The organism is Kitasatospora sp. NPDC001309, assembly GCF_042896295.1.
Taxonomy (GTDB): domain Bacteria; phylum Actinomycetota; class Actinomycetes; order Streptomycetales; family Streptomycetaceae; genus Kitasatospora.
The window spans coordinates 186,693-209,694 of sequence record NZ_JBIAXC010000010.1 but is presented as its reverse complement, the minus strand read 5'-3'; the positions used below and the strand labels follow the sequence as shown (position 1 = coordinate 209,694).

Here is a 23,002-nt window from a genome sequence, read left to right as displayed (position 1 = left end):
CCCAGGGGCGCACCTCAGGCGGCACGGGCGGGCAGCGGGTAGTCGGGCAGGGCGGTGTCGCCGGCCTTGGCGAACTGGGCGGCCAGGACGGCGCGCAGCGGCCAGCGGCCCATCCAGCGCATCGAGGCGGCGCGCAGGCGGATCATCAGGGCGCTGTCGGGGGCGCCTGTTGTCAGTGGGTCAGGTTATGTTCTCGGGCATGAAGATCGTGGTGCGGGTGAAGCTGGTGCCGGAGGCTGACCAGGCCACCGCGCTGCGTTCGACCCTGCGCGCGGTCAACGAGGCCGCGTGCTGGGTGTCGGCGGTTGCGTTCGAGCGCGGGGTCCCGCGTGAGTACGAGCTCCGCAAGCACACCTACGCCGGATTGAAGGCGATAGGGCTGGGGGCGCAGGCCGCCCAGCACGTCATCAAGAAGACCCGTGACGCCTACACCACGTTGAAGGCCAACATCCGCGCCGGGAACCTCGGCAGGCCGGGCTCCGAACGACGGGTCAAGGCGGAGTCGAAGCCGATCACGTTCCGGGCCGAGGCCGCACAGCCGTATGACGACAGGTGTTTGAGCTGGCAGCTGGACCATCGGACCGTCAGCATCTGGACAATGGCCGGACGGCTCAAGGGTGTGCGATTCGCGTGCGGTGCTCGCCCGACGCGCTCACGATGCTCCGCGAGCACCGCAGGGGCGAGTCCGATCTCATCGAGCGCGACGGCGAGTTCTACCTGATCGCCACCTGTGAGGTACCGGAGAAGCCGCTCAACCAGAGCCCGGCCGCCTTCATCGGAGTGGACCTCGGCATCGCCGACATCGCCACCATCAGCACCGGCTACCGGGCCGCCGGACGCGGCCTGAACCGGCACCGTAAGCGCCAGCTCGACCTGCGGCGCAAGTTGCAGGCCAAGGGCACAAAGTCCGCCAAGCGCCTCCTCAAGAAGCGGTCGCGGAAGGAAGCCCGGCACACCGCCAACGTCAATCACATCGTCTCCAAGACCATTGTTACTGCCGCTGAACGCACCGGCTTCGGTATCGCCCTGGAAGATCTGACGGGCATCCGCAGTCGGGTACGGCTCCGCAAGGACCAGCGGACCCAGTTGCACTCGTGGGGCTTCCACCAGCTCGGCCGGTATATCGCGTACAAGGCGAAGCGGGCCGGGGTGCCGCTGGTGTACGTCGATCCGGCGTACACCAGCCAGGAATGCTCCCAGTGCCACCACATCGACCGGAAGAACCGCGTCGACCAGGCAACGTTCGCCTGCCGGTCCTGCGGGACCGTCCTGCACGCGGATACAAACGCGTCCCACAACATCGCCCGCAAAGGCGAGACCGTGTGGACCGCGGGGCGTGAGTCACGCGTCCCAGCCACCGCAACCCAGGTGGCTCAGACGTGGGAGGCCACGCGACAGCCAGCCGCGCCCTACCCACAGGCCCGGTCCCTTCAAGCTCGGGTCAAGTTGACGAACCAGCTGTCCAGTTCGCGGGCGAGCGTCGAGTCGTGGACGGCCAACCAGCAGTGGTAGCCGCCGATGGAGCGGTAGTGGTCCTGTTCGGGGCCGAAGGCCAGGCGGTGCACCGTGGAGTGCAGCCCGTTGACTCAGGGGTGGGTCAGGGTCAGGCCGGGCCCGGGGCGTCAGGACTTCGGCGCCGTGCCCAGCAGGGTGTGCACCAGGTCCCCGCCCAGGGCCAGGCCGGCCGGGGACTCGTCGGAGAGGCCGTAGTCGCGGTACCACTCGGCCGGGGCCTCCGGGTGCGGGCCGCTGACCGCCACCCGGCCCGAGCCGTACGGGGCGACCGCGGCCGCGGCCCGGTCGTTGGTGTAGCGGGCCAGCACCTGGGCGCCCGGGCCCTCCAGGTCGAAGTACGGGCCGTCCTGGAAGTACATCCGCTGCGGCCGCCCGCGCCAGGAGACGTCGACCAGGTGGTCCTGCTCGTCGGTGACGGTGGCGCCCCCGGAGCTGATGTACTGCCCGGAGTCGCCCGGCAGGAGGCCGTAGCCGGGGTCGTGGCCGGCCAGGTAGCCGCCCATGCACAGCCCCAGGTAGTGCCCGCCGCCGCGCACGTAGGCGCGCACCAGCTCGGGGGAGAAGCCCGGGTCCTGCTGCAGCAGGCGCCAGGCGGTGGACACCTCCTGCCCGTTGGTGCCGCCCGGCTGCACGTACAGCGCCGCGCCGGACAGCGCGTCCGGGCCGAAGCGGACCTCCTCCTCGGGCCCGATGTAGCGCACCGCGAAGCCGTCGTGCTCCAGCAGGTCGTGCGCCGCCTCCGGGCAGCCCTCGCAGGCCGCCGGGCCCCGGTAGACCAGCGCCGGCGGACGGCCCTGCGGATCCGGCGCGGCCCCGCCGCCCGCGTCCGCGCGCGGCGCCCGGCCGGCCCGGGCGGCGCCGTCCGGGCCGCCCCCGGAGGGGGGAGCCCCGCACGCCGACGCCGCCAGCACCACCGCCGCCAGCGCCAGCGCCGCCGCGCCCCGCCCAACCCTCATGACCTGCACGCGTGCCGCCTCCCCGGGCCGTTGCCGTCCGCCGCCACGACGCTACGGCCCACGCCCCCGGGCCCGCACACCAGCCCCCCTGATCGGGTGAACGGGGAGGCGGTGGTTGACCGGCCCCCGGGTGGAACCGGGGGAGGCCCGCGGTTGACGGCCCCGGGGACTCGGGAGCGTTCGGGCGTCAGGAGGCCCCGGGCCTCAGGAGGACGCGGCCGCCGCCGCGAGCGCCGGGACCGGCGCCGGCCGGGCCGGCGGGAACCGCCGCAGCCGCACCAGCGCCAGCACCAGCAGCAGGGCCAGCGCCCCGGCCGCACAGGCCGGCGCGAACGCCGCGAGGGGCCCGTGCGCACCGACCAGCGGCCCCACCCCCGTCACCGCCAGCCCCTGCCCCGCGATCAGCCCGCTGCCCAGCAGCGTCATCGCCTCCGCCATCCGGCCCGCCGGCGCGACCCGCTCCACCAGGCCGAACACCGCGATCAGCGCCGGCGCCACCGCGAACCCCACCGCCCCCACCGCCACCGCCGCACCCGCCACCCCGTCCACCGGCAGCAGCCCCAGCAGCAGCACCGCCTGCGCCGCCACCGCCGTGCGCAGCCGCGCGGTGAGGTCGAAACGCTCCGCGAACGAGGCCAGCAGGACCCCGGCCGCCGCGCTGCTCACCCCCATCGCCGACCAGACCAGGCCGCCGACGCCCGCGTCCCCCCGGGCCAGGTACTGCACCCCGGTGTTGGCGGCGCCGAACACCACGCCCTGCAGCACCGTCACGGCGATCAGCACCAGCAGCGGCCCCGACAGCACCCGCCCCGCCGCCGCCGTGCGCCCCGCCGCCGTGGGCGCCGCTGCCGCCACCGCGGGCGCCGGCGCCGGGGCCGTCGGGTGCAGCGCGAACACCGTGCCGAACACCGCCATCAGCACCGCCGCGCACACCAGGCCCGCCGCCGGGTGCACCGCCCAGGCCAGCACCCCGACCAGGGCGGGGCCGGCCACGAAACTCGTCTCGTCCACCACCGCGTCGAAGGCCAGCGCCGGGCCGACCAGTTCGTGGCCGTCACGGCGCCCGCCCGCCAGCGCGATCCAGCGGGTCCGCGACAGCGGCCCGATCTGCGGCACGGTGAAACCCGCCAGCGCCGCGCACCCGGCCTGCACCGCCGGCGCCAGGGCGCCGACCGAGGCCACCACCAGGGCGGCCGTCAGCAGCGCGTTGGCCAGCGACGCCGCCAGGATCACCGGACGGTGGCCGCGCCGGTCGGCCAGCCGGCCCAGCAGCGGCCCGCCCACCGCCTGCCCGCCCCACAGCAGGCCCGCCACCACCCCGCCGCGGCCCACCCCGTCCAGCGCGGTCACCATCAGCAGCGTCCCGGTCGGGCACAGCGCGGCGGGCAGCCGGGCGAGGAAGGACACCAGGGGCAGCCGGGGCCCGGCGAGTCGGACGACGCCTTGCACGGCGGTGCGAGCGGACAAGGGGCGCCCTTCATCGGTGGTCGCGGCGGACGCCCCCCACTACACCGGACGGCGCGCGCGCCCGGCCATCGGCGGCGGCACCAAGCCGGCCGCGCCGCGGGCGGGGCGGCGCTGGACGTTCCTCCGAGCCGCAGGCCCGCCCTCCACGGCGGCGGGCGTCAGTCCTCCCGCAGCGCCCGCACCACCGCCGACAGGTCCCGGTCCGCGATCGACGGGTCCGCCAGCAGCGCCCGACGGGCCGCCGCCAGCAGCGGGCCGCCGCCCGCCAGGGCGAGGTCCTTGGCGGCCAGCCGCACCGGGAAGTCCGACTCCGCGCTGCGCGCCCGGGCCACCACCCCCGCGAGCGGCCCGGCCGCCAGCACCTCCAGCGCCTGCTCCTGCGGCACACCCAACTCGCCCGCCACCGACAGCACTTCGTCCAGGACGGCGACCGAGGTGACGATCGCGCCCATCACCACCACCTTCAACGCCGCCCCCGCACCGGGGCCCCCGCAGCGCCGCACCCGGCCCAGGCGGGACAGCACCGGCTCGGCGCGCTCCAGGTCGGCGTCCTCGCCGCCCGCGTAGACGGTCAGCTCGCCGCGGGCGGCCGGGCCGACGCTGCCCAGCACCGGGGCGTCCACCAGGGCCACGCCCTCCGGCAGTCGCTCCCGCAGCCCGGCGAGGGCGCGCGGGCCGATCGAGGACATGTCGATCCACAGGGTGCCGGGGGCCAGCGCGGCGGTGAAGCGCCCGGCGACCTCGGCGGCGGCCTGCGGGTCGGAGAGCATCGTGACGACGATGCCGGCCCCGGCCACCGCCCCGGCCGGGTCGGCGGCCTCGGTCAGGCCGTCGGAGCGGCCGGGAGTGCGGTTCCACACCGTCAACGGGTAGCCGGCGGCGGCCAGGCGACGGGCCATCGGCAGCCCCATCCGGCCCAGGCCCAGAAAGGCGATCTTTTCCATGGCCCCCACGCTAGGCAGCCCCGAGCCAGGCGACAAACGAATGTCTCGCATGGTACTCATGCGAAATGGACATGGCTTGGCTGGACGTCTTCCGCACCGTCGCCCACCTGGGCTCCTTCACCGCCGCCGGCGAGCGCCTGGGCTTCACCCAGTCCGCCGTCTCCCGCCAGATCGCCACCCTGGAAGCCGAGTTGGGCGCCCCGCTGTTCGACCGCCTGGCCCGCGGGGTCCGGCTGACCGAACACGGCCGCGCCCTGCTCCCGCACGCCGAGGCCCTGCTGGAACGCCTCGACACCACCCGCCGCGACCTCGTCGCCCTCACCGAACTCGACGCCGGACGCCTGCGAGCGGGCGCCTTCGACAGCGCCAACGCCGAACTCGTCCCCGCCGCCCTCGCCGCCTTCCGCACCGCCCACCCGCAGGTCGAGACCACCCTCACCGAAGGCCTCAGCGCCCAGCTGCTGGAGCGCCTCGCCGACGCCACCATCGACCTCGCCGTGGTCGCCTCCTACGCCGAGGACCCCCAGGACGCCTACGACACCGACCAGTTCGAGCTGCACCCGCTGCTCGCCGACCCCGTCCTGGTCGCCCTCCCACGCGGCCACCGGCTCGCCGGCCGGTGCCGCCTGCGGCTGGCCGAACTCGCCGACGAACCCTGGATCGCCGCCCGCCGCGACCCCGGATCCACCCTGCTCGCCGCCTGCCTGCGCAGCGGCTTCCAGCCCCGCATCGAGTACGCCGTCGGCGCCTGGGCCGCCAAACTCGGCCTGGTCGCCGCGGGGTTGGGCCCCACCCTCATCCCCGCCCTGGCCGCCCGCGCCGCCCGCCCCGACATCGCCCTGGTCCCCCTCCACCCCCAGGACACCCCCGTGCGCCACGTCTGCACCGCCACCCGCCGGGGGCAGCGGGTGCCGCCCGCGGTGGCCGGCTTCCTCGGCTTCCTGCGGGCGGCAGCCGACGCCCACCGGGGCTGACGCCCACCGGGGCTGGCGCTCGCCGGAGTTGGCTCCCACCGGGGCCGGCGCTTGGCCGGAGTCGGCGCTCCGCCGCCTCCACCGTCCGGGCCGGCGGCACCGCGACCGTCAACCGGGCAGGGTGGCCGGGTGGCGCGTTAACTCGGTTGAAGGGCGCGGTGGTTGCGGGCGATCATGCGGGGATGAGCGAGCGACCCGAGCGATGGACCCAGGCCACCGTCTACCCCGACATGTGGGCCGACCCGGCCGACGATCCGCGCAACAGTGAAGGCCCCGCCCCGGACGGCGAGGCCGCCACCCTCGAGGACTACCTGGTCAACTACCGCCTCACCCTGCGGATGAAGTGCGAGGGCCTGGACGCCGAGCAGCTCGCCCGGCGCTCGGTGCCGCCCTCGACCATGTCGCTGCTCGGCCTGGTGCGCCACCTGGCCGAGGTGGAACGCGACTGGCACAACTGGATCCGCGAGGGCGAGCCGCAGCCCAAGCTCTACGGCGCCCGCGACGCCGACTTCGACGGGGCGCTCCCCGACCCGGCCCTGGTCGAGGCCGCCTGGCGCGACCTGGAGCGCGAACAGGCCGCCCTGGACGCCGCGTTGGCCGCCCATCCGGACCTCGGCGAGCGCCTCGGCAAGCAGCGGCTGTCGGTCCGGGAGGTCCAGGTGCACCGCATCGAGGAGTACGCCCGCCACTGCGGCCACGCCGACCTGCTGCGCGAGTGCGTGGACGGCCGCGTGGGCCAGTGACGTGAGCGTGAGGGCTGCCGGGGCGGCCGGTGCCCCGGCGGCCCCGGCGCCCCTTGCCGTCAGCAGGTGGCGTCGGCCGGCGGCAGTACGCCGGTGGACAGGTAGGCGTCCACGGCGCGTTGGGCGCAGGGGCTGTAGCCGTTGAGGAGGACGGTGTGGATCCGGCCGGGGACGGTCAGCAGCCGGGAGGCGGACAGCCGGGCGTGCAGGGCCAGGGCGCCGGCGTAGGGGGCGTGGGTGTCGCCGGTGGACTGGATCTGCAGGGCGGGCACCGCGTTGCGCACCTGGACGAACGGCTCCTGCGGGTCGGTCGGCCAACTCGCGCACGGCGTCGGCCCGTTGAACACCGGTCCGAAGAGGGGCCGGGTGGCGCGGGAGCGTTCGACGGCGGCCGCGTACCACCCGGGGGAGCGCGGCATCGCCACGTCGTCGCACAGGTAGCCGATCGCGGCGGCGAGGTCGGCGCCGGCCTGCGGGTCGGGCGCCAGGACGGCCGTCAGCAGCGCGTGCAGGGTCGGGCTCGCCTGCACCGGCCTGCCGTCGGCGGCGTCCAGCAACTGGCGCAGCACGTCCGCGTAGTCGGCGCTGTCGCGGTCGTCGCCCTGGCAGACGGTGAGCAGGAACGGCAGCAGGGCGCCGTCGAGGCGGAACCCGTCGATGCCGATCGGCGCCGCCTCGGCGCGCCGGACCAGGCCCTGCACGGTGGCGCGCACCGCCGCCGCCGTCGCGCCCAGCCGGTACCGGCCGTCGCGGGGCGCGGCCCAGGCGGCGAAGTCGTCCAGCGCCCGCTCGTTGGCGGCCCCCATGTCCTGGAGCGTCCGGACCCCGTACCGGTCCGGGTCCGGCGCGCTGTCCAGCACCAGGCGGTCCACCCGGCCCGGGTACAGCTGCGCGTACACCGCGCCCAGCAGCGCGCCGTAGGACTGGCCGAAGAAGGAGGCGCGCGGCTCGCCCAGGGCCGATCGCAGCACGTCCAGGTCGCGCGCGGTGTTGCGGGTGGTCAGGTGCGGCAGCAGGTCCGGGTACTTGTCCAGGCAGGCGTCGGCGTCCGCCTTCGCCAGGCGCCAGCTCTCCCGGAAGCCGGCCGTGCCGCTGCCCGCCGAGCGCAGCCAAGTGCCGTGGTTCAGGCCGCAGTCGAGGCCGCCGCTGGCACCCACCCCGCGCGGGTCCATCCCGATCAGGTCGTAGGCGGCGGCCGTGGCCGGGGCCAGCCGGTCGCGCAGCGCGACCGGCAGGGCCAGTGCGCGCTCGCCGGGGCCGCCCGGGTTGGACAGCAGGACGCCGTGCCGGGCGGCGGGGTCGGCGGAGCGGATCCGGGAGACGGCGAGGGGCAGGGTGCGGCCCTCGGGCGCGCGGTAGTCCAGCGGGACGGTGAGCGTGGCGCACTCGGCGCCGGCGGCGGCCAACTCCGGATCCTGGCACAGGCCCCAGGCGAGGGCCTGGTGCCGGAAGCGCTCCGGCGGATCGGCGGCGGCGGCCTTGTCGGCCGGTGCGGCCGGTGCGGCCGGGGTGGCGGCGGTGGCGGTGGGAGCGGCGGCCGCGGACAGGGCCAGGGCGGCGGCGAGTACCAGGGCGGGCTTCATGGCGTCCACCCTAAAGTCCCCGTGCCGTAGGGGGGTTGGCGGCCCGAGGAGGGCCCCGTGCCGTCGCGCGGGCGCACCTGCCGGATCCGATTGACCCATGGAAACGGTGCTCGATTGCCCCATGATCGTGGGTCTTTCCGCTCCTAGGCTGGTCCCATGACGACGACGGAGAACACCGCCCCCGCCCCCGCTGCCACCCCCGCCACCGCCCCGGTCCTGGCCCGCCACGGTGAGGCCGAGACCTGCGCCGACCCGAGCGCCACCATGACCCTGCTCGCCGAGACGGCCCCCGGCGAGGGCGGCTTCACCGTCTACCGCTCCGCCTTCGCCCGGGGCGCGGTCGGGGCCCCGGCGCACTTCCACACCCGGGCGACGGAGCTGTTCTTCGTGATCAGCGGCTCGCTGCGGGTCCTGGTCGGCGAGGAGGTCACCGTCCTGGACGCGGGCGACTTCCTGGCCGTGCCCCCGCACACCCCGCACGCCTTCGCCGCCGCCCCGGGCTCCGAGGCCGACGTGCTGTTCGTGTTCGCCCCCGGCATGGACCGCTTCGACTACCTGCGCCTGCTGGGGACCGTCATGCGCGGCGAGGCCGACCCGGGGGCGATCGCCGCCTCCGCCGAGCGCTTCGACAACCACTACGTGGACAGCCCCGCCTGGCGCGCCGCCCTGGCGGGCCGGGCCTGACCCGGTCCCGGGGCGCGGGGCCCTTCGACGGGCCGGGGCGGCCCGGGTGTGGAACGGTGGAAGGCCGGGGGATCAGGGGGCCGGTTGCGAGAGGAGTCGCCATGTCGTCGAAGCGCCGCCGCAAGAAGAAGGCCCGGGCCAAGCGCGGGGCCAACCACGGCCGCCGGCCCCAGTGCTGAACGGCTGAACGGCCGGTCCGTACGGCCCCGCGTCCGCAGCTCGGACGCCGGGCCGTACGTCCGGTCACCCTGCGCAGTCAGCCGGTGCAGTCACCCGCGGAGTCAGCCCGCAGAGTCGGCCCGCAGAGTCAACCCGCAGAGTCGGCCTGCGGAGTCAGCCCGCGCCGTCGAGCGCGGCCGCCTTGCGCAGCAGCACCGCCCGCTCGCGGGCGTTGCGGCACAGCCGGGCCGCGAGCTCCAGCTCCGCCCGGGCCTCGCCGGTGCGCCCCAGGCGGGTCAGCAGTTCGCCGCGCACGCCCGGCAGCAGGTGGGAGCCGGCCAGGCGCCCGGAGACGGCCAGGTCGTCGACCAGGGCGAGCGCGGGCCTCGGCCCCTCGGCCATCGCGACGGCCACCGCCCGGTTGAGTTCGACCACCGGGGACGGCGCCACCCGGCCGAGCGCCTCGTAGAGCAGCACGATCCGTTCCCAGTCGGTGTCGGCCACGCCGGGCGCCGCCGCGTGGCAGGCGGCGATCGCCGCCTGGAGGCCGTACGGGCCCAGGCCCCGCCCGAGGGCGGCGGCCCGGCCCAGGGCCGCCAGGCCGCGGCGGATCGCCGAGTGGTCCCAGCGGCGCCGGTCCTGGTCCTCCAGGAGCACCGCCTCCCCGTCCGGGCCGGTGCGGGCCGGGAAGCGCGAGGCGGTGAGCTCGAACAGGGCGAGCTGCCCGTGCACCTCGGGTTCGTCGGGCAGCAGGGCGGCCAGGGTCCGGGCCAGCCGCAGCGCCTCGTAGGCGAGGTCGGGGCGCAGCAGGTCGGTGCCGGAGGTGGCCGTCGAGCCCTCGGTGAAGACCACGTACAGGACGCTCAGGACGGCGCCCAGGCGCTCGCGCCGCTGCCGCCGCGGCGGCAGCTCGAAGGGCACGTGCGCGGCGGCGATGGTCTTCTTGGCGCGGGTGATCCGGGCCTGCACGGTGGGCACCGGCACCAGGAACGCCCGGGCGATCTCCTCGCTGGACAGGCCGCCGACCACCCGCAGGGTGAGCGCCACCCGGGCCTCGGGGGAGAGCACCGGGTGGCAGGCGGTGAACATCAGGGCGAGGACGTCGTCGTCGACCCGGTCCGGGTCGAACGGCAGGTCCGGCGCCGGTGCGGGCCCGGCCGCCGAGCCGGCGCTGAACTGGCCCTCGGCCAGGCCGCCGGCGAGCGCGGTGTAGCGCTCGTCCAGGGCCGAGGCGCGGCGGAAGGCGTCGATGGCCCGGCGCCGGGCGCAGGCCAGCAGCCAGCCCACCGGGTCGGCCGGGGCGCCGTCGCGCGCCCAGGAGACCAGGGCCTCGGCCAGCGCCTCCTGGGCGACGTCCTCGGCCAGGGCGAAGTCCCCGGTGTAGCGGGCCAGCGCGCCCACGATCCGGGCGGACTCGATCCGCCACACGGCCTCGACGGCCCGCCGGGCGTCCTCGGTGCCCGGCGGGCCGTCGGTGGCTGCGGGCATCAGAGCTGGCCGGTCCGCTCGCGCCAGGCCCGCTCCTTGACGATCCACTCGTTGTCCTGCGGGAACTCCTCGATGCCCGGCACCCGGCGCACCTCGCACTTGGAACCGGGGAGGGCCGGCAGCCGCTTGGCCCACTCCACGGCCTCCTCCTTCGAGGCCACGTCGATCAGGTAGAAGCCGCCGAACAGCTCCTTCGTCTCCCCGTACGGGCCGTCGGTGACCACCGGCGCCTCCCCGTCGAAGTCGACCACCACGCCCTGCGACGGGTCGTCCAGCCCCTCGGCGGCCACCAGCACGCCGGCCCGGATCAGCTCCTCGTTGAAGCGCCCCACGGTCTCCAGCATCTCCTCGAAGGGCGTCTCCATCATCTTGGCCATGGACTCGTCCGTGCCCCGCATGATCAGCATGTACTTCGCCATCACAAACCTCCTTCGACGGGGGGCCGCCTTTCCGACCCTCTCCACCCCAAGGTCGAACGGCGCCCGCGCGGATCGACACCCTCGACGAAGACGGACGATATTCCCTCCCACCGACAGCCCCCGGCCGCCCCGCCGCCCGGGCCGCCGGACAGTACCCACCCCTGTGCCCCGTCGCTGCTTCGGCCGGCCGAAGCAGCGACGGCATCGTCCGGCCCTCTGCACAGGAAGTCGGCCCGGCCGACTTCCTACGCCGGGAAGTCTCCTGCGCGGACAGCGCCGATGAAGGCGGTCCAGGCGTCGGCGGTGAAGAGGAGGGAAGGCCCCTGGGGGTCCTTGGAGTCACGGACGGGAAGCACCCCCGGGAACCCGTCGGCGACTTCGACGCACTCGTTGTCGGGGCCGCTGAACGAGCTCTTCCGCCAAGCGGCGGTGGAGAAGTCGGGTATGTGCCTCATGTGCCGAGATCCTTGATAGAGGTGATCAGTTGCAGGGATTCCGCAGCTGGTAGTGCCTTGGTGCAGACATCGTCCCAAAGCTCCGAATACCCCTCCACCTCCGTCGCGCCCTCGAGCCACATGGATCCCGAAGGGTTGTCCAGCAGGACGACGTCCATGGCGGCCTCGGAGGGGAATCCGAGGATCACATAGGGCCCCGCCATGCTGGCGTGCGCGCCGACGCTGAACGGAACCACCCGGATCGTCACATTGGGCATGGACGCCGCATTCGCCAAGTGTGCGAGCTGCTCCCGCAGGACGGCGGGTCCGCCGACCTGTTGGCGCAGAGCGCCCTCGGCCAGCACGACCGACAGGGACAGTGGCGGATCGGCGGTCAATCGCTCCTGTCGCTTCAATCGAACGGTCACGAATTGCTCGACCTCCTCCGGCCGCTTCCAGCGGCGACCTGCCGAAGTGAGCGCGCGTGCGTAGTCCGGAGTCTGCAACAGCGCCGGGATCATCTGGCTTTGGAAGGTGCGCACCGAGGACGCCACGGCCTCCAGCGCAATGAAGTCACGGTAGGTGTCCGCGAGCACGTCGCCGTACTCGTTCCACCAGCCGCTCCCGCGCCGCCGCTTGTTGGCTGTGCGAGCAAGCTCGGCAAGGCGCTCGTGAACGGTCGGCTCATCGACGCGGTACAGCCGGAGCATCGCAGTGAGATCCGGAATCCGAACGGGGCTGCGACCGTTCTCGATTCGCGAAATCTTGCCTTTGGTGCAATCCAGCGCCTCGGCAACCGCGTTGGTGCTCAGGCCCGCACGCTCCCGCATGCCTCGCAGTTCCTCGCCCAACTGCCGTCCCAGCACGGTGGACGGCGCGCTCGCCACGCGATCCGGTTGCACGCAGCCTCCTCTGATCAGCAGTCATCTGCGCTCACAGTAGCCGCGCAGGCAACCCCAGCTTCTCGCATCTCTTCTTCAAGCAACGTTGCGGATGATCTTAAGGTCGATGCATGCTACCTGGCGTAGCTAGGCGCGATACAGAGAGTGATCATTGCGAGCTTGCTGCCGGGCATCCCCATGCCTCGATCCGTTACCGGGTGTTCCCGCCCGATCTCGACCCCCAACCCCACCGGAGGTGGCTCCGCCATGCCTGAAACCGACGAGCCCGTCAGCCCGCCCGCCGGCCGCGGCTGCTGGTTCCCGCGTTCGCGCCGCTCGCCGATGCTCGCGCGGCGGATGCTGCGCGAGCTGCTCGCCACGGCGCCGGACGGCGACCGCTACCGCGAGGTCGGGGAGCTGCTCACCTCGGAGCTGGTGGGCAACGCCGTCCTCCACTCGGGCATGCCGGGGCGGCTGATCTGGGTGTCCTTCGACGTGAACGCCACCCGGCTGCGCATCGAGGTGCACGACGCCGGTGACCGGCCTCCGGTGCCTCAGCAGTCCGACCCCGGTGCTGTGGGCGGGCGCGGGCTGCTGCTCGTGGCGGCCCTGGCCGCCGAGTGGGGGCACTTCCCGCGCCCGGGCGGGGTGGGGAAGGCGGTGTGGTGCGAGTGCGCGCCCGCCGCCGCGCACGACATGAAGCCGTGAGCCGGATGCGCGGGCCCTCCCGGGCTACCCCTCGGCCGCCGCCTGCTCCAGGGCGGCGCCGAGGGCGGTGGCGGAGGCGGCGATGCGCTGGAGTTCGGCGAGGTGGGCGGCCAGGGCGCGGCGGCCCTCGGGGGTCAGGCGCAGCCAGGTGCGGGGGCGCTTGCCGACGTAGCCGCGGCGCAGCCTGACGTAGGAGGCGGCCTCCAGGGTGGCGGCCACCTTGCTCAGCGCCGACTCCGAGACCCCGCAGCCCTCCCGTACGGCGCGGAACTCCGCCTCGGCGCAGCCGGACAGGAAGGCGACCACGGCGAGCCGGGTGGGCTGGTGGATCAGCTCGTCGAAGGCCGGTTCCGGCGGCGGGTCGGCGCTCACGCGGCGCCCGCCCCGGCTGTTCCGGCCGCCCCGGTCGCCCGCTTGCGGCGCAGCAGCAGGAAGTGGGTCAGGCCGCCGGTGAGGCCGAGGGCGAGCAGGAACCCGGGCAGGCCGAACGGCAGGGCCAGCGCCCCGGCCGCGAGCAGCGGCAGCAGCTGGAGCGCCGCGCCCGGGTACGACAGGGTGGGGACGATGCCCGGCCGGTGCTCGACCCGGTGGCTGACCACCACGTGGCCCACCAGCAGCAGCGCCGCGGCCAGCTGCACGAGGGCGGTGGCGAGCCACAGCCGCTCCGGCAGCAGGGCCGAGACGCCGGTCCCGGCGAACCCCGCCCCGAACAGGCCCGCGGCCGTGGCCGGGTACCAGGGGGGCAGCGGATTGGGCCGCCGGGCCGCCGCCCGGGCCCGGTGCGCGGTGCGCAAGGACGCGAGGGCGTCCTCGGGGGCGATGCCGTGAACGCTCACCTTGTGCTCCAACTCACCGTTCCCGAAAGGCTCCTGACAGCACCGGAGATCCTGGCATTTACTTTCCCGCCGGGCAAGTACTAGCGTGGCGGGCATGTGCACGGGGGAGGCAAGGACATGACCGGGACGACGACGCCACGGGCGGGCACGGCCGACCGCTCCGGAGACGAACGGCCCGGGGGAGAAGCGGCGATCCTGACGTCCGGACTGCGGATGCGCTACGGCAGCCGGGACGTCCTGGACGGCCTGGACCTCAGGGTGGAACGCTCCGAACTCTTCGCCCTGCTCGGCCCCAACGGCGCCGGCAAGAGCACCACCATCGAGATCCTGGAGGGCTACCGCCGCCGCTCCGCCGGCCAGGTCACCGTCCTCGGACAGGACCCGGCCCGCGACGACCCCGTCTGGCGCGCCCGGATCGGGATCGTCCTGCAGTCCAGCCGCGACCACGGCCGCTGGCGCGTCGGCGAACTGCTCGGCCACCTGGCCCGCTACTACCCCGACCCCTACGCGCCCGCCGAACTGCTGGCCCGGGTCGGCCTCACCGACCAGGCCGACCGCACCGCCGCCACCCTCTCCGGCGGACAGCGCCGCCGCCTGGACGTGGCCCTCGGCCTGGTCGGGCGCCCCGACCTGCTCTTCCTCGACGAACCCACCGCCGGCTTCGACCCCGAGGCCCGCCGCGACTTCCACGCCCTGCTGCGCGAACTGCGCGACGAACGCGCCACCACCATCCTGCTCACCACCCACGACCTCACCGAGGCCCAGCAACTGGCCGACCGGATCGGCATCCTGCAAGCCGGCCGCCTCACCGCCTGCGGCACCCTCGCCGAACTCGCCGAAGCCGCCCGGGCCGAGTCCGAGGTGCGCTGGAGCGACCCCGACGGCACCCCGCGCAGCCTGCGCACCGCCGACCCCTCCCGGGCGGTCTGGGACCTGCACCGGCGGCTCGGCGGACCGATCCTCGACCTGGAAGTGCGCCGCCCCAGCCTGGAGGACACCTACCTCGGCATGGTCGGCGACGCCCGACCCGCCGAACCCGCCGAACCCGCGGAGACGCCGTGACCCCCGTGAACCCCTACGTCCTCGGCCTGCGCCGCGGCGCCGTCGAACTGCGCCAACTCCTGCGCAGCCGAAAGGACTTCTACTCCTACCTGACCACCCCGCTGGTCTTCCTCGCCATCTCCTACTGGCGCGCCGGCTCCGGCGGCACTGGCTCCGGAGACGCTTTGACCCAGCTCAGCCTGGCCGGCGGCATCGCCTCCACCGTCTTCATGTTCGGCCTCATGACCGTCCCTCAGTTCCTCTCCGGCGACCGGGAGGACGGCACCCTGCTGCGCCTGCGCGGCGTCCCCGGCGCGATGCCCGCCTACCTGGTCGCCAAGGCGCTCTTCGTCCTGGTGACCATGGGCGCCTCCATCCTCCTGCTACTGGTCGGCGGCGCCCTGCTGCTGCACGCCGACCTGCCCGCCACCCCCGGACAGTGGCTCACCCTGGCCCTCACCCTGCTGCTGGGCACCGCCGCCGTCGTCCCGATGGGCGCCGCGATCGGCGCCCTGCTGCCCCCCGCCCGCGAGGCCCTCGCGCTGTACATGATGCCCATGCTCGGGCTGATGTTCATCTCCGGCGCCTTCGCCCCGCTGCGCAACCTGCCCACCGCCCTCCAGACCGTCGGCTCCCTCTTCCCGCTGCGCTGGATCGCCCAGGGCGTGCGCTCCGCCCTGCTGCCCGACAGCGCCAAGACCCTTGAAGTGTCCGGCAGTTGGCAACACCTGCCGATCGCCGGCGTGCTGCTGTGCTGGGCGGTGGCGGGCTTCCTGCTGGCCCCCGGCCTGCTGCGCCGGATGGCCCGCAAGGAGTCCGGCTCCGTCCTGTCCGAACGCGAGCGCAAGCGGCTGGCCAAGAGCGCCTACTGACCCCGAATGAAGGAAGAAAGAGGTACCACCATGCTCGTCCCCCTCCCCGGCCCCTCGCAGCCGGCCGGCCTCGACCCGCTCAAGGCCGCCCTGCGCGCCGCCCTGGACACCGCCGACCAGGTCGAACAGCCGGGCCTGCGCCGGGCCCTGCGGATCGTCGAGGACTTCGTCCCGGCCGCCGCCCCCACCCCGGTGGGCTGGGCCCGCAACGTCCTGGCCCACGCCGGGATCGACCCCCGCACGGCCGAGGTCAAGGCCGTCCGGGAACTGCGCCGCGCGCACCCCGGCCTCAGCCTCCGGGACGCCGTCGCGCTGGTGCGGCTGGTCGTCGGGCACTCCTGAGCGTCACCGGTCCTCACCGGCGGGCCCCGCGCGTCACCGCACGCCCGACCGTCTGCGGCCGTCCGCCGTCCGCCGTCCGCCGTCCGGTCGGCAGACGGCAGACGGCAGACGGCAGACGGCCGCAGGCGGTCAGCGGTCGAGGTCGATCGTGAAGCGCCTCGTGTCCGGGGCGATCGTGTCGGCGTGGATCGAGCCGCGGGCGCGGTCGAAGTCCCCGGTGCCGCCGGTGATCGCGTTGTCGAAGGAGGGCGGCGGGCCCGGGTTGAGCTGGCCGAAGACCATCCCCTGGGCGGTGATCTGGCCGCCCGGGAGGGTGTAGGTCACGGTGCACTCCTCCGCGCCGCCGTTGTCGGTGCGGGTGGTGGTGCACGTGCCGCCGGTCTCGCCGATCTGGTTGCCGTCCAGATCGGAGAGCACCGAGCGGAAGACGGTCCGGTCGCCCTGGGCGGGGGCCCCTCCTGGGTTGACGGGGAAGGACGACTGCTGCGCGAGCTTGCCGATGAGCGTGATGACCCGGTCCCGGGCGACGGGTCCGGCGGATCCGGTGGTCGGCGCGGCGGTCGAGGCGGGGGCGGCGGTGAGAAGGGTGATCAGCGCGGCGGCCGTGCCGAGACCGGCCCTGGCGATGCGGTGCGTCATGTCTCTCCTGAGGTCGATGTCCTGAGGGGTCGGGCGACCCATTCATAGCCTCGGCCTATGGCCGCCCGGGTCGTCCGGGAACGGCCCGCCAACAGATTCGATCGAACGGCCCCACGGCGGCCCCCGGGGACGTTGTCGGTGCGTACCCCTACCGTGGGCGCATGATCGATTCCCAGCTGCTCCGCGACCTGCGCCGACGCTTCCCCGACCGCAGTGCCGAACGCCGTACGGCGCCACTGCTGCCGGGGCGTCAGGTCGTACCGTCGCTGTGGGTGAGCGACGGGCCGGCGCCCGAGGGCGTGTGGGAGCGGCTGCGCCGGGAGCACGCGGAGTCGGGGCGGTGGCCACTGCTGCTGGCGCCCGGCCGCGACGCCACGCAGTTGGAGGCGCGGGACCTGGGGCTCGAACCCGGCGAGCCCGGCGAACCCGGTGGGCCGGGGGAGTTCCGGCCGGACCGGTACGAGGTGGCGGCCCTGCTGCGTGGGTGGTGGCAGACGTCGGTGCTGTGGTGCCCCAGCGGGGACCCGCAGGACCGGGCCGACCTGCTGGAGACGCTGGCCCCCTACGGCGACACCTGGCCCGGCCCCGCCCCCGCCCCCGCGCCGCGGCGCGACCCGCAGGAGTGCGCCGACCGCCTGGCCCGCCAACTGCTGCGCGCCCGCCCCTCGCTGCGGATCGGCCTGGTCCGCGCGGACGACGGCGCCCACGCGCTGGCCGCCTGCGGCTGGAACGGCACCAACGGCCACGGCGACACCGGCGAGATCGCCGCCGTGCTGCACAGCTGGCAGCACCGCTTCGGCGCCCGCCTCGTCGGAGTGGGCGCCGCCTCACTGGAGTTGAGCGTCGCGGCGCCGCCGACGAGCCGGGAGGAGGCGCTGCTGGTGGCGGTCGAACACGCCGCGTTCTGCCCGGACAACCTCTTCCAGGCCGAGGAGAGCCTGGCCGGCTACGCCGAGGAACTGGTCGATGCCACCCACTGGGGCTTCTGGTGGGACTGACACACGGGCCGGTGCCGTGGCCGAGTGGCTGATGGGGTCTCCAGCCGGACGTTTATGTCAGATTGACGATAACTGGTGCGCCGGGCTAGCGTGCCGGGCATGCGAGTGATCCTGACGCGCGACAGCGTGCACCCGGGAGACGATCCACCCCACCACTGGGACTTCACCGTCGACGGCGCGAGCACCTTGGGCGAGCTCATCGACGAGGCCGTCAACTACCCGTACCAGATGGAGGGTTCCAGCTGGTCGATAGCCCCCCGGGGCGCCCCGGCGAACGAGACTCCGATCGCCACGGTGTCCATGCACTGGGCGGCGCCGCGCTTCACGAACGAGGCGGACCGGCGGCTGCGCCTGGACTCGATGGCCACCGCTCCGGGCGAGCTCAGGCTGCACTTCCGGTGGCACCCGGGAACCGTCCCGGTGGAGGAGTCCGAGCCCGTCCCGGCGGAGGAAAGCGAGCCTGTCCCGGTGGAGGGGGCCGGGCCCGGCCCGCTCGCCATGGTCCCGCTCCTGCTCGTGTGGCTGCTGTTCGAAATGCTCCGGTGGGGCTGGGGCCGGTGACGGGAGCGGGGTTGACGGTGGGGTGCTAACGCTTCTGGGCCCGGTACCGCTTGAGGAGGGCGGTGAGCCTCTCCGGGGCGGCCCCGCCGTTCAGTTCGGCGGTGAGGTCGTCGGGGCAGAGCTCGTAGAGGTCGCCCCACCACCGGCGCCCCCGGTTGTCCCAGATGCGGTAGCCACCGGGCACGCCCCTGGCCACGTAGCGACGCCTACTCACGAAGCCCCCGCCGGGAGCAGGGCCCACGCCCGTCGCCCACTTCCCCTCCCTCGCTCTCCACGGACGGCAGGCTACGGCAGGGCCGTCGTGGCGCGGGCGCGTTCGGCGCGGGCGCGGGTGCGGACCTCGGCGACGGCCGGGCAGGTGGCGTAGACCCGGGCCAGGTGGGCGAGGTGGTCGGCCTCCCCGTCCATGGTGTCCGTCGTGGTCGTGGCGGGTGCGGTGGCCGTGGCGGGTGCGGCGGTCTCCGGTGCGGCGGCGGGCCCGGGCAGGGTGCCGGCCGCGGCCAGTTCCAGGGCGGCGGCCAGCGAGGCGGCCTCGGCGGTGGCGGCGGCGTGGTCGGAGGGCGGCGGGAAGCGGCGGGTGGCGCGGTCGAGCCACTGCGCGGTGCGCGGGTCCAGGTGCTGGCGCAGGATCAGGCGGGCGTCGTGGATCTCGATGATCCGCCGGTAGAGCGCGAACCGGGGGTCGCGCGGGGGCAGCGGCAGCCGGCGGGCCGGGTCCAGGGCGATCTCCGGCAGCACGGTGTGCAGGTCGCGCCAGAGCGGGGTGAGCGCCCGGTAGCGGCGGTGGGCGCGCAGCCAGCCGCGCACCGCCCCGGTCGCCGCGGGCCACAGGGTGCTGCCCAGGCCGGCCGCGATCAGCGCCGCGCACAGCCCGCCCAGCACCGCGCACAGGAGGTCCTCGGGGCCGTCCTGGCTGCCGGTGACGGCCGCGCGCAGCACGTCGTCCATGCTCCAGGCGTTCCACAGCAGCCCGGCCACCAGCCCGCCGGCCAGCAGCCGCAGCCCGGTGCCCAGCCGCCCGGGGCCGGCCGCGCGGGCACGCCGGGCCAGCTCGCGCAGCAGCACCGTCAGGCACACCGCGGTGTGCAGCATGCCCACGGCGGTGTACCCGGCCAGCGCCAGCCGGGCGGACAGCTCGGGGCCGACGGTCAGGTCCTCGCCCGCCAGGCCCGGCGCGGCGGCGGTGATCAGCGCCAGCCGCAGCCCCAGCACCCCGGCCAGCAGGGCCAGTCCGCCCCGCACCTCCCGCCGTACGGGCTCAGCGGCGGTGTCGGCACCGGCCGTGCTCGCGGCATCGGCCGCCCGCAGCGCCGGCACGAGCAGCCGCATCGCCGCGGCCGCGCCGTCGCGCAGCCCGTCGCCCAGCACGATCACCAGCACCGCCAGCACCGGAACCCCCGTGCCCTGCACCGCCCGTACGGTCGGCGGGGCGAGCACCAGCAGGGCGGTGCCGAGCAGGGCCGTGCCGTAGCAGGTGAAGCGGGCGGCGGCGCGGGAGTCGATCCGGCTGCGGGAGAAGTGGGCGGAGCTGAGGACGAAGAACAACCCGACGGGGTAGAGGGCGAGTTCGCTCACGGCCGGCGCCCCTGGGGCCTGCGGTCCTGCGGTGTGTCGTCCCCCGGTCCGTCAGTCCCCGGCCCGCCGTCGGACTCCCGGGCGGGTTCGGCTTCCCGGGCGGTGCCGCCGTGCCGCCGGGCGGCCAGCAGGACGCCCAGCGCGTCCAGCGACCCGCCGGCCGGTGTCGGCCCGGTCCCCGACTGGTCGGCGGCGTCGGCCCGTTCCGCCCGGCTCAGGATCAGCGAGGCCAGCAGCTCCGCCTCCCGCTCCTGCGGCTCGTCGTAGCTGGTGCGCCCCAGCACCCGCTGCACCAGCGCGGGGGAGAGGTTGGGCAGCAGTGCGGCGGCCGGGGCCAGCGGCGCGGAGCCGGCGTGGTCGAGCAGCAGGTGCGCGATCTCGTGCACCAGGATGTGCCGCTGGTGCAGCACGCCGGTGTCCGCCGCGTACAGGATGTAGTCCGCCTCCACGGTGGAGACCAGCAGCCCGCAGGGGGCGTGCGGCCGGGCGGGCACCGGCAGCAGCTCGATCGGCCGCCCGCGCCGCACCGCCAGCTGCTCCAGCAGCACCACCGGGTCGAACGGGCGCGGCAGCTCCAGCTGTTCGGCCATCCGGCGACAGCGCCGCAGCGTGGACCGGTAGCCCCGGCCGCCCCACAAGTCACCCCACAACCCGAGCTCCCCTCACCGCTCCACCCCTACGGTTCCTCCGCCGGCGCCTCCGCACGGGCGTCCGACGCTCCTGCGCCCGCCCCGCGGCCCGCCCGCCCCGTGCTCCGACGGCCCTGCGGGGTTGCGCGGCCCGCGCTCAGGGCGAGGGGCGTTTGCGCGCCGCGTCCCGGCGGGCGATCACGTCGACCAGCTCACTGACGGTGTCCAGGCCCTCCGGCGACAGGCCCACCGCCCGCAGCGCCAGGCTGCGCACGCCCGCGTCGCGCAGCGCGCCGAGCAGGGCCAGCTCCTTGGCGATCTCGGCGCCCTGCTGCTCGTCGAAGAAGTACGCGGGCGGGACCTGGAAGAACTGGGCCAGTGCCTCCAGGTGGCGCTTGGTCGGGTTGTCCCGGCGCCCGGTGCGCAGCTGCCACAGGTAGGTGGTGGAGAAGGACTCCCCGGTCGCCTCGCGGCAGGCCCGGGCCACCTCCTCGTTGGTGTACTGCTCGCGGTCGGGGCGGCGCACGGTGTGGAACAGGGCCTCGATCCGGACCGACAGCCCGCCGGCCTCCGTGCTCGCGGGGCCGTCCGTCTCCGTGCCGGCGCCCGCGTCCGGGTCCGTGCCCGGGTCCGTGCCTGCATTCGTTCCCGGGTCCGTTCCCGCGTCCGTTCCCGTATCCGCTCCCGTGTCCGCGTTCCCGGTGCCGTCCTGGGCGGGCTCCGGTGGAGCGCCCTCCGGTCCCGCCTGAACGCCGTCCCCCGTCGACTCCGTCATGCCCCACCTTTCTCACGCCCGGGCCCTCCGGCCGCGACCTCGGCGGACGGACAGGGCCGGCCAGGTCACGATAGCCGAACGGCATCAGCTGGCATGGATCAGAAGATACCCGCAGTCAACGCCAGTTGACCCGCGTAGCGTCGGCTGACATCCTGGACGAACAGGCCCACAGGTGCTGCCGACCAGAGCTGACGAATCCTCACATCAGCCCGTAACGATGGCACTTGACGTCTCCACCGGACCGCCCGACCGGCCTCGGCGCCCCGGCCGGGAAGGGCCGACTCCCGCGAGACCGCACGGCGTCGACACACCGGACCCGGGCACCCGCACCACGCCCGCCCCACCCCGACGTGCCGCAGCCCGCCGTGCCGCACCGCCGTACCGCCGCCCGGCGGGGGACAGCCCGACCGGCCCGACCCCCGACGGCACGACGCGAGAAGGGGGCACCCGTGGACACCACGCCGCGCGGGCAGACCGCACCGCCAGCACAGCCGCAGGCACAGCCACTACCGCAGGCACGGGCGCAGGCACAGGCGCAGTCACAGGCGCTGCCGCGGCCGCGACGTCGACCGCAGACCGTCCGACTGGCCTTCCTGTGGCGGGCCGCCGGAGCACCCGTCGGTTGCGTCCTCGCCCTCGCCATGGGCATCGTCCTCGCCCGGACCGGCGTCGCCGCCCGCCTCGGCGCCGTCCCCGCCCTGCTGCTCTCCGGCACCGCCGTCCTCGGCGTCGCCCTGCCCGTCCCCTACGGCTTCTGGCTGCGCGCCGACACCGAAGGCCTCACCCTGGTACGGGCCTTCCTCCCGCGCCACTACCGCTGGCAGGACATCGTCGCCCTCACCATGGAGACCGACGAGGACCCCGACTCCGGCGCCGCCCGGCTCGTCCTCCTGCTGCGCCTGGTCCCCGCCCGGACCGTCCGGACCGCCCGCACGGCCCGGACGGTCCGGACGGCCACCGCTTCCTCGACCGCCGCCGCCGTGACCGCCGCCTCCCGGGCGGACCGCGTCCACGGCCCCGTCCTCGGCGTCCTCGGCACCACCCCCGACGGACTGCCGCGCGGCACCGAACCCCGCCACCTGGCCCAGCTGTTCGACCTGCTGCGCCGCCACGGCGTCCCGCTGGAGGACCCGCGCTACGCCGACCTCGTCCTCACCGCCCACGGCTACCCGCCGCTCGCCCACACCGCCCACAGCACCCGCACCGCCCACGCCGCCCGCACCGCCCCGCCGACACGCCCGGCAGCCGTCCGGTCACCCTCCGTTTGATCCTCCGCACGCCCCGCATCCGTTGACCCCGACGGAGGCGTGTCGCCGACGGCGCGCCGCGAGGGCGGGAGGCGAACGTGCTCAGGTTCCACGGCGCTTGGCGCATCACCGTGGTCGGCTGCAACGCCGACTTCGCCCAACGGGCGGTCGTCCGCGGCCCGTACGGCACCCGGGTGCTGCCCGGGCGCCCCGGCGCCGTCCTGGAGGTGGACGGGGAGCACTGGACCCTCACCCTCGAACACCGCCCGCGCGGCCGCGACTGGCAACCCAACCTGCGCACCACCCCCGGACCGCTCACCGAACGCGACGGCGTGCGCAGCCGGCTGCTCACCAGCAACGACCGGCACTGGCCGGGCAAACCGCGGGACTACGTCAACGTCGTGCTGCGCCTGGACCAGCCGACCGGCCCGGCCGCGACCCCGGCCGCAGCCTGCCCGACCCCGGCCTGCCCGGTCGCGCCCCACCCGGCCCCGGCCCCGCTGCCGACGGCCCTGCGGGCGGTCCCCTAAAG

Annotated in this window: 27 protein-coding genes and 1 pseudogene; 12 read left to right on the top strand and 16 right to left on the bottom strand. The window is 75.2% G+C overall.

Annotated elements, in window-relative coordinates; genetic code table 11:
• Positions 1–14: 14 nt before the first annotated feature.
• A complete protein-coding gene (locus ACFY2K_RS13875) occupies positions 15–146 on the bottom strand; it encodes a hypothetical protein (RefSeq protein ID WP_387711426.1) in 132 nt (43 codons plus the stop codon).
• Positions 147–187: 41 nt separating this feature from the next.
• Here ACFY2K_RS13875 and ACFY2K_RS13870 point away from each other — a divergent pair.
• Positions 188–1,356 (top strand): annotated as a pseudogene (locus ACFY2K_RS13870) (RNA-guided endonuclease InsQ/TnpB family protein); the annotation flags it as partial.
• A gap of 266 nt (positions 1,357–1,622) precedes the next feature.
• Here the strand turns inward: ACFY2K_RS13870 and ACFY2K_RS13865 are convergent.
• The 3 genes from ACFY2K_RS13865 to ACFY2K_RS13855 all read right to left on the bottom strand — a co-directional run bounded on the left by ACFY2K_RS13865 (position 1,623) and on the right by ACFY2K_RS13855 (position 4,882).
• Positions 1,623–2,471: a BPL-N domain-containing protein gene (locus ACFY2K_RS13865; protein WP_387711437.1), complete on the bottom strand. Its 849-nt coding sequence runs from the start codon at positions 2,469–2,471 to the stop codon at positions 1,623–1,625.
• A 204-nt stretch (positions 2,472–2,675) separates the two neighbouring features.
• The gene (locus ACFY2K_RS13860; protein WP_380593085.1) at positions 2,676–3,938 is read right to left on the bottom strand and encodes an MFS transporter; all 1,263 of its coding nucleotides are present in this window, start codon (positions 3,936–3,938) and stop codon (positions 2,676–2,678) included.
• A gap of 158 nt (positions 3,939–4,096) precedes the next feature.
• Positions 4,097–4,882: an NAD(P)-dependent oxidoreductase gene (locus tag ACFY2K_RS13855; protein ID WP_387711424.1), complete on the bottom strand. Its 786-nt coding sequence runs from the start codon at positions 4,880–4,882 to the stop codon at positions 4,097–4,099.
• 65 nt (positions 4,883–4,947) lie between these two features.
• Here ACFY2K_RS13855 and ACFY2K_RS13850 point away from each other — a divergent pair, with 65 nt between their 5' ends.
• Together ACFY2K_RS13850 and ACFY2K_RS13845 are read left to right on the top strand one after the other, a co-directional pair.
• The gene (locus ACFY2K_RS13850; RefSeq protein WP_387711422.1) at positions 4,948–5,856 is read left to right on the top strand and encodes a LysR family transcriptional regulator; all 909 of its coding nucleotides are present in this window, start codon (positions 4,948–4,950) and stop codon (positions 5,854–5,856) included.
• Positions 5,857–6,038: 182 nt separating this feature from the next.
• Entirely contained in the window at positions 6,039–6,599 is a 561-nt protein-coding gene (locus ACFY2K_RS13845; RefSeq protein ID WP_375896792.1) for a DinB family protein, read from the top strand.
• A 59-nt stretch (positions 6,600–6,658) separates the two neighbouring features.
• Here the strand turns inward: ACFY2K_RS13845 and ACFY2K_RS13840 are convergent, their stop codons facing one another.
• Positions 6,659–8,182 (bottom strand): alpha/beta hydrolase, encoded by a 1,524-nt coding sequence (locus ACFY2K_RS13840; RefSeq protein ID WP_387711420.1) that lies wholly within the window; start codon positions 8,180–8,182, stop codon positions 6,659–6,661.
• A 156-nt stretch (positions 8,183–8,338) separates the two neighbouring features.
• Between ACFY2K_RS13840 and ACFY2K_RS13835 the strand changes: the two genes are divergently transcribed.
• Positions 8,339–8,866, top strand: a complete 528-nt coding sequence (locus ACFY2K_RS13835; RefSeq protein WP_387711418.1) for a cupin domain-containing protein — start codon at positions 8,339–8,341, stop codon at positions 8,864–8,866.
• 333 nt (positions 8,867–9,199) lie between these two features.
• Here the strand turns inward: ACFY2K_RS13835 and ACFY2K_RS13830 are convergent, their stop codons facing one another.
• The 4 genes from ACFY2K_RS13830 to ACFY2K_RS13815 all read right to left on the bottom strand — a co-directional run bounded on the left by ACFY2K_RS13830 (position 9,200) and on the right by ACFY2K_RS13815 (position 12,268).
• A complete protein-coding gene (locus ACFY2K_RS13830; protein WP_387711416.1) occupies positions 9,200–10,513 on the bottom strand; it encodes an RNA polymerase sigma factor in 1,314 nt (437 codons plus the stop codon).
• Positions 10,513–10,932 carry a YciI family protein gene (locus ACFY2K_RS13825; protein ID WP_375896843.1) on the bottom strand — a complete coding sequence of 140 codons (420 nt, stop codon included), beginning with the start codon at positions 10,930–10,932 and terminating at the stop codon, positions 10,513–10,515. The genes ACFY2K_RS13830 and ACFY2K_RS13825 overlap by 1 nt, the downstream gene beginning before the upstream one ends.
• Before the next feature lie 245 nt (positions 10,933–11,177).
• On the bottom strand, positions 11,178–11,387 hold the full coding sequence (locus ACFY2K_RS13820) for a DUF397 domain-containing protein (RefSeq protein ID WP_380593091.1): 210 nt from the start codon (positions 11,385–11,387) through the stop codon (positions 11,178–11,180).
• Positions 11,384–12,268 carry a helix-turn-helix domain-containing protein gene (locus tag ACFY2K_RS13815; RefSeq protein WP_380644672.1) on the bottom strand — a complete coding sequence of 295 codons (885 nt, stop codon included), beginning with the start codon at positions 12,266–12,268 and terminating at the stop codon, positions 11,384–11,386. Before ACFY2K_RS13815 ends, ACFY2K_RS13820 begins: the two co-directional genes overlap by 4 nt.
• A 246-nt stretch (positions 12,269–12,514) precedes the next feature.
• Between ACFY2K_RS13815 and ACFY2K_RS13810 the strand changes: the two genes are divergently transcribed.
• On the top strand, positions 12,515–12,955 hold the full coding sequence (locus ACFY2K_RS13810; RefSeq protein WP_380593093.1) for an ATP-binding protein: 441 nt from the start codon (positions 12,515–12,517) through the stop codon (positions 12,953–12,955).
• 24 nt (positions 12,956–12,979) lie between these two features.
• Here the strand turns inward: ACFY2K_RS13810 and ACFY2K_RS13805 are convergent, their stop codons facing one another.
• Both ACFY2K_RS13805 and ACFY2K_RS13800 read right to left on the bottom strand, forming a co-directional pair.
• Positions 12,980–13,327, bottom strand: a complete 348-nt coding sequence (locus ACFY2K_RS13805) for a transcriptional regulator (protein ID WP_387711413.1) — start codon at positions 13,325–13,327, stop codon at positions 12,980–12,982.
• A complete protein-coding gene (locus tag ACFY2K_RS13800) occupies positions 13,324–13,791 on the bottom strand; it encodes a hypothetical protein (RefSeq protein WP_387711411.1) in 468 nt (155 codons plus the stop codon). Before ACFY2K_RS13800 ends, ACFY2K_RS13805 begins: the two co-directional genes overlap by 4 nt.
• Before the next feature lie 117 nt (positions 13,792–13,908).
• Between ACFY2K_RS13800 and ACFY2K_RS13795 the strand changes: the two genes are divergently transcribed.
• Genes ACFY2K_RS13795 through ACFY2K_RS13785 form a run of 3 tightly spaced genes read left to right on the top strand, consistent with a single transcriptional unit; the run spans position 13,909 to position 16,046 of the window.
• Entirely contained in the window at positions 13,909–14,853 is a 945-nt protein-coding gene (locus ACFY2K_RS13795) for an ABC transporter ATP-binding protein (protein ID WP_387711409.1), read from the top strand.
• Positions 14,850–15,704, top strand: coding sequence for an ABC transporter permease (locus ACFY2K_RS13790; RefSeq protein ID WP_387711407.1), 855 nt, complete (start codon positions 14,850–14,852; stop codon positions 15,702–15,704). The genes ACFY2K_RS13795 and ACFY2K_RS13790 overlap by 4 nt, the downstream gene beginning before the upstream one ends.
• Before the next feature lie 30 nt (positions 15,705–15,734).
• Positions 15,735–16,046: a hypothetical protein gene (locus ACFY2K_RS13785; protein ID WP_387711405.1), complete on the top strand. Its 312-nt coding sequence runs from the start codon at positions 15,735–15,737 to the stop codon at positions 16,044–16,046.
• 129 nt (positions 16,047–16,175) lie between these two features.
• Here ACFY2K_RS13785 and ACFY2K_RS13780 read toward each other — a convergent pair whose 3' ends face one another.
• Positions 16,176–16,685, bottom strand: a complete 510-nt coding sequence (locus ACFY2K_RS13780; protein ID WP_387711403.1) for a hypothetical protein — start codon at positions 16,683–16,685, stop codon at positions 16,176–16,178.
• 161 nt (positions 16,686–16,846) lie between these two features.
• Between ACFY2K_RS13780 and ACFY2K_RS13775 the strand changes: the two genes are divergently transcribed.
• The gene (locus tag ACFY2K_RS13775) at positions 16,847–17,683 is read left to right on the top strand and encodes a DUF4253 domain-containing protein (protein ID WP_387711402.1); all 837 of its coding nucleotides are present in this window, start codon (positions 16,847–16,849) and stop codon (positions 17,681–17,683) included.
• Positions 17,684–17,782: 99 nt separating this feature from the next.
• The gene (locus ACFY2K_RS13770) at positions 17,783–18,244 is read left to right on the top strand and encodes a hypothetical protein (RefSeq protein WP_387711400.1); all 462 of its coding nucleotides are present in this window, start codon (positions 17,783–17,785) and stop codon (positions 18,242–18,244) included.
• Between the two features lie 25 nt (positions 18,245–18,269).
• On the opposite strand, the gene ACFY2K_RS13765 is transcribed toward ACFY2K_RS13770, so the two are convergent.
• From ACFY2K_RS13765 to ACFY2K_RS13750, 4 genes are all read right to left on the bottom strand, one after another.
• Entirely contained in the window at positions 18,270–18,458 is a 189-nt protein-coding gene (locus ACFY2K_RS13765; RefSeq protein ID WP_375896868.1) for a hypothetical protein, read from the bottom strand.
• A 71-nt stretch (positions 18,459–18,529) separates the two neighbouring features.
• Positions 18,530–19,819, bottom strand: coding sequence for an MAB_1171c family putative transporter (locus ACFY2K_RS13760; protein WP_387711399.1), 1,290 nt, complete (start codon positions 19,817–19,819; stop codon positions 18,530–18,532).
• Positions 19,816–20,409: a ParH-like protein gene (locus tag ACFY2K_RS13755; RefSeq protein ID WP_387711397.1), complete on the bottom strand. Its 594-nt coding sequence runs from the start codon at positions 20,407–20,409 to the stop codon at positions 19,816–19,818. The genes ACFY2K_RS13760 and ACFY2K_RS13755 overlap by 4 nt, the downstream gene beginning before the upstream one ends.
• Before the next feature lie 196 nt (positions 20,410–20,605).
• Positions 20,606–21,223, bottom strand: coding sequence for an XRE family transcriptional regulator (locus ACFY2K_RS13750; RefSeq protein ID WP_380525837.1), 618 nt, complete (start codon positions 21,221–21,223; stop codon positions 20,606–20,608).
• Positions 21,224–21,672: 449 nt separating this feature from the next.
• Between ACFY2K_RS13750 and ACFY2K_RS13745 the strand changes: the two genes are divergently transcribed.
• Together ACFY2K_RS13745 and ACFY2K_RS13740 are read left to right on the top strand one after the other, a co-directional pair.
• Positions 21,673–22,491 carry a hypothetical protein gene (locus tag ACFY2K_RS13745; RefSeq protein ID WP_380593102.1) on the top strand — a complete coding sequence of 273 codons (819 nt, stop codon included), beginning with the start codon at positions 21,673–21,675 and terminating at the stop codon, positions 22,489–22,491.
• A gap of 77 nt (positions 22,492–22,568) precedes the next feature.
• Positions 22,569–23,000 (top strand): hypothetical protein, encoded by a 432-nt coding sequence (locus ACFY2K_RS13740; protein WP_375896882.1) that lies wholly within the window; start codon positions 22,569–22,571, stop codon positions 22,998–23,000.
• Positions 23,001–23,002: the final 2 nt, after the last annotated feature.

What these genes read in the sequence shown, in the direction of transcription:
- ACFY2K_RS13875 (WP_387711426.1), bottom strand. Translation starts at nt 146, where the DNA reads ATGATCCGCCTGCGCGCCGCCTCGATGCGCTGGATGGGCCGCTGGCCG.
- ACFY2K_RS13865 (WP_387711437.1), bottom strand. Translation starts at nt 2,471, where the DNA reads ATGAGGGTTGGGCGGGGCGCGGCGGCGCTGGCGCTGGCGGCGGTGGTG.
- ACFY2K_RS13855 (WP_387711424.1), bottom strand. Translation starts at nt 4,882, where the DNA reads ATGGAAAAGATCGCCTTTCTGGGCCTGGGCCGGATGGGGCTGCCGATG.
- ACFY2K_RS13850 (WP_387711422.1), top strand. Translation starts at nt 4,948, where the DNA reads ATGGACATGGCTTGGCTGGACGTCTTCCGCACCGTCGCCCACCTGGGC.
- ACFY2K_RS13845 (WP_375896792.1), top strand. Translation starts at nt 6,039, where the DNA reads ATGAGCGAGCGACCCGAGCGATGGACCCAGGCCACCGTCTACCCCGAC.
- ACFY2K_RS13840 (WP_387711420.1), bottom strand. Translation starts at nt 8,182, where the DNA reads ATGAAGCCCGCCCTGGTACTCGCCGCCGCCCTGGCCCTGTCCGCGGCC.
- ACFY2K_RS13835 (WP_387711418.1), top strand. Translation starts at nt 8,339, where the DNA reads ATGACGACGACGGAGAACACCGCCCCCGCCCCCGCTGCCACCCCCGCC.
- ACFY2K_RS13830 (WP_387711416.1), bottom strand. Translation starts at nt 10,513, where the DNA reads ATGCCCGCAGCCACCGACGGCCCGCCGGGCACCGAGGACGCCCGGCGG.
- ACFY2K_RS13825 (WP_375896843.1), bottom strand. Translation starts at nt 10,932, where the DNA reads ATGGCGAAGTACATGCTGATCATGCGGGGCACGGACGAGTCCATGGCC.
- ACFY2K_RS13820 (WP_380593091.1), bottom strand. Translation starts at nt 11,387, where the DNA reads ATGAGGCACATACCCGACTTCTCCACCGCCGCTTGGCGGAAGAGCTCG.
- ACFY2K_RS13810 (WP_380593093.1), top strand. Translation starts at nt 12,515, where the DNA reads ATGCCTGAAACCGACGAGCCCGTCAGCCCGCCCGCCGGCCGCGGCTGC.
- ACFY2K_RS13795 (WP_387711409.1), top strand. Translation starts at nt 13,909, where the DNA reads ATGACCGGGACGACGACGCCACGGGCGGGCACGGCCGACCGCTCCGGA.
- ACFY2K_RS13785 (WP_387711405.1), top strand. Translation starts at nt 15,735, where the DNA reads ATGCTCGTCCCCCTCCCCGGCCCCTCGCAGCCGGCCGGCCTCGACCCG.
- ACFY2K_RS13780 (WP_387711403.1), bottom strand. Translation starts at nt 16,685, where the DNA reads ATGACGCACCGCATCGCCAGGGCCGGTCTCGGCACGGCCGCCGCGCTG.
- ACFY2K_RS13775 (WP_387711402.1), top strand. Translation starts at nt 16,847, where the DNA reads ATGATCGATTCCCAGCTGCTCCGCGACCTGCGCCGACGCTTCCCCGAC.
- ACFY2K_RS13770 (WP_387711400.1), top strand. Translation starts at nt 17,783, where the DNA reads ATGCGAGTGATCCTGACGCGCGACAGCGTGCACCCGGGAGACGATCCA.
- ACFY2K_RS13755 (WP_387711397.1), bottom strand. Translation starts at nt 20,409, where the DNA reads ATGGCCGAACAGCTGGAGCTGCCGCGCCCGTTCGACCCGGTGGTGCTG.
- ACFY2K_RS13750 (WP_380525837.1), bottom strand. Translation starts at nt 21,223, where the DNA reads ATGACGGAGTCGACGGGGGACGGCGTTCAGGCGGGACCGGAGGGCGCT.